Origin of the sequence: Dietzia sp. E1, assembly GCF_014145015.1 — a bacterium.
GTDB classification, from domain to species: Bacteria; Actinomycetota; Actinomycetes; order Mycobacteriales; family Mycobacteriaceae; genus Dietzia; species Dietzia cinnamea_A.
Map to the genome: position 1 here is coordinate 1 of NZ_JAALDU010000255.1, position 3,386 is coordinate 3,386.

The window sequence follows — 3,386 nt, forward strand, 5'->3', positions numbered from 1 at the left end:
CCGTCCGCACCGGCGCGGTCGCGGTGGTTCCCGTCCTCCCGGTCGTCGACACCGTCAAACAGGTCGACGCCGACGGCTACGTCGTGGGCACCCCCGACCGCACCTCGCTCCGTGCCGTCCAGACACCGCAGGGCTTCGCGCCCCACGTCCTGCTCGCCGCGTACGACGCCGCCGGGGACGTGGCCACCGACGATGCCGGGCTCGTCGAGCGGACCGGCGGCCGCGTCGCCACGGTCCCCGGCGACCCGCTCGCGTTCAAGATCACCACCGCCGACGACCACGCCCGTGCCCTCGCCGAGCTCGACGCCGGCGCGCTCGTCACCGCGGGCCGCCCCCAGGAGCAGAAGTGACCGGACCCGTGATCCCCCGAGTCGGGATCGGCACCGACGCCCACCGCGTCGAACCGGGCAAGCCGTGCATGATGGCGTGCCTGCACTTCCCCGACGACCACGGCTGCGAGGGCCACTCCGACGGCGACGTCGTGGCCCATTCCCTGGTCGACGCCCTGCTGTCCGCCGCCGGGCTCGGCGACCTCGGCACCCTCGTCGGAACCGGTCGGTCCGAATACGACGACGTCTCCGGCGAACGACTGCTGCGCGAGGCGTGCGACGAGCTGGCGCGGCACGGATGGACGATCGGCAACGCCGCCGTGCAGATGGTGGGCAACCGGCCCAAGATGGGCCCCCGGCGCGTCGAGGCCGAACAGCGGCTCGGCGAGATCGTCGGCGCGCCCGTCTCCGTCTCGGCCACCACCACCGACGGCATGGGCTTCACCGGCCGCGGCGAGGGCGTCTCCGCTGTCGCCACCGCGCTCGTGTATCGGGCCTGACGCGGGCGCACCGGTAGACTCGGGCCCCGTGACGCTCCATCTCTACGACACCGCCACCCGCTCCCTCCGGGAGTTCACCCCCGTCCGGGAAGGGCACGCGTCGGTCTACCTCTGTGGAGCCACCCCCCAGGCCGTACCCCACATCGGGCACGTCCGCTCCGGCGTCGCGTTCGACGTCCTCCGCCGCTGGCTCCTGGCGACCGGCTACGACGTCGCGTTCGTGCGCAACGTCACGGACATCGACGACAAGATCCTCACCAAGGCCGCCGAGAACGGTCGCCCCTGGTGGGAGTGGGCAGCCACCCACGAACGCGAGTTCACCCGCGCCTACGACGCGCTCGGCGTGCTGCCGCCGTCCACCGAGCCCCGCGCCACCGGGCACATGACCCAGATGATCGAGTACATGGAACGCCTCATCGAGCGCGGGTACGCCTACCCCGCCGAGGGCAGCGTCTACTTCGACGTCGCGGCGTGGTCGGCCGCGCCCGAGGGCGACTACGGGCACCTCTCCGGCCACCGGCTCGACGAGGTCGACCAGGGCGAGGCCGCCGACCTGCGCGGCAAGCGGGACCCCCGCGACTTCGCGCTGTGGAAGGCCGCCAAGCCCGGCGAACCCAGCTGGCCCACCCCCTGGGGCGACGGTCGGCCCGGCTGGCACCTCGAGTGCTCGGCCATGGCCACCTGGTATCTCGGGTCGACCTTCGACATCCACGGCGGTGGGCTCGACCTGCAGTTCCCGCACCACGAGAACGAGGCCGCCCAGTCCCACGCCGCCGGCGACGGGTTCGCCCGCTACTGGCTGCACAACGGCTGGGTGACCATGGCCGGCGAGAAGATGAGCAAGTCGCTCGGCAACGTGCTCAGCGTGCCGAACATCCTCACCGCCGTCCGGCCGGTGGAACTGCGCTACTACCTCGGAAGTGCGCATTACCGCTCGATGCTGGAATACTCTCCCGAAGCACTGCAGGAGGCGGCCGCCGCGTACCGGCGGATCGAGGCGTTCGTGCAGCGGGTGGACGAGGCCGTCAGGTCGGGCTCGGCGCCGCACGCCGAGGTGCCCGTCGGTGAGTGGACGGAGGCGTTCGCCGCCGCGATGGACGACGATCTGGGGGTGCCCGCCGCGTTGGCGGAGATCCACGGTCGGGTCCGGGCCGGCAACACCGCGTTGTCGGCGGGCGACACGGAGGCGGCGCTCACCGCGGCCTCGTCCGTCCGGGCGATGACCGCGGTACTCGGGGTCGACCCGCTCGACCCGCAGTGGACCTCCGCCAAGGGCGGCGACGATGCCGCCCTCACCGCACTCGACCTCCTCGTCCGCGCGGAGCTCGAGGCCCGCGCCAAGGCACGGGCCGACAAGGATTTCGCCACCGCCGACGCCATCCGTGACCGACTGGTCGCGGCGGGTATCGAGGTGGCCGACACCGCGGACGGCCAGAAGTGGTCGCTCGCCCACCGGAAGGACTGACATGGCAGGGAACTCGAGTCGGCGCGGAGCAATCCGCAAGTCCGGCACCAAGAAGGGCCAGGTCGTCGGGTCGGGCGGCCAGCGACGCCGGGGACTGGAGGCGCGCGGCGCCACCCCCAAGGCCGAGGACCGGACCTACCACCCGGCACACCGGCGGGCCAAGGCCGCCAGCCGCAAGGCGGAGGGCGCGCAGCAGCGCCGCCGCCAGGCGCAGAAGCAGGCCGACGGTCCCGAGTACGTGGTGGGCCGCAACCCGGTGCTGGAATGCCTCCGCGCCGGCGTCCCCGCGACCGCGCTGTACGTCGCGATCGGTTCGGACGCCGACGAGCGGCTGACCGAGGCCGTCCACCTCGCCGCCGGCAAGGACATCTCCATCCTCGAGGTCCCGCGCACCGATCTCGACCGCATGGTGTCGAACGGCATGCACCAGGGCGTCGGCCTCCAGGTGCCGCCGTACCAGTACACCGACCCCGCTGACCTGCTCGACATGGCGATGGGTTCCTCCGAGCCCGCGCTGCTCGTGGCGCTGGACAACATCACGGACACGCGGAACCTCGGAGCGGTCATCCGCTCGGTCGCCGCGTTCGGCGGGCACGGGGTCCTCATCCCCGAGCGTCGCAGTGCCTCCATCACGGCCGTCGCGTGGCGGACCTCCGCCGGTGCCGCCGCCCGGCTCCCCGTCGCCCGGGCCACGAACCTCAACCGGACGCTGCTCGACTGGGCCAAGGCCGGGGTGCAGCTCGTCGGGCTCGATGCCGAGGGTGACGTCTCGCTGGACGACTACGACGGCACCGGGCCGACGGTCATCGTGGTGGGCTCCGAGGGTAAGGGCCTCTCGCGCCTGGTCCGCGAGAACTGCGACTCCATCCTGTCGATCCCGATCGCCTCGGAGGTCGAGAGCCTCAACGCCTCCGTCGCGGCGGGCGTGGTGCTCTCGGAGTTCGCGCGGCAGCGGCGCGTCAAGCGCTGATCGGCTGGCCGGCTGACCGGACCCGCGGCTGACCGGACCCGCGGCGGGCCCTCCACTGCGGTCCCCGTGTATTCGCGCCGGCGGCCGCGATCCCGTTCCGCGCCCGCGACTGCGCCCGCGCC

General features: G+C 73.1%; 4 protein-coding genes. All 4 read left to right on the top strand.

Going from position 1 to position 3,386, the window contains the following annotated elements; genetic code table 11:
* A partial coding sequence (locus G6030_RS09285; protein ID WP_182642938.1) for a 2-C-methyl-D-erythritol 4-phosphate cytidylyltransferase occupies positions 1–350 on the top strand: 350 nt, incomplete at its 5' end.
* Complete coding sequence (ispF, locus tag G6030_RS09290) at positions 347–829, top strand: 2-C-methyl-D-erythritol 2,4-cyclodiphosphate synthase (RefSeq protein WP_182642939.1); 483 nt, start codon at positions 347–349, stop codon at positions 827–829. The genes G6030_RS09285 and ispF, both read left to right, overlap by 4 nt.
* A 28-nt stretch (positions 830–857) precedes the next feature.
* On the top strand, positions 858–2,294 hold the full coding sequence (cysS, locus tag G6030_RS09295; protein WP_182642940.1) for a cysteine--tRNA ligase: 1,437 nt from the start codon (positions 858–860) through the stop codon (positions 2,292–2,294).
* Between the two features lies 1 nt (position 2,295).
* Positions 2,296–3,264, top strand: coding sequence for a 23S rRNA (guanosine(2251)-2'-O)-methyltransferase RlmB (rlmB, locus tag G6030_RS09300; protein WP_182642941.1), 969 nt, complete (start codon positions 2,296–2,298; stop codon positions 3,262–3,264).
* The last annotated feature ends 122 nt before the right edge of the window (positions 3,265–3,386 follow it).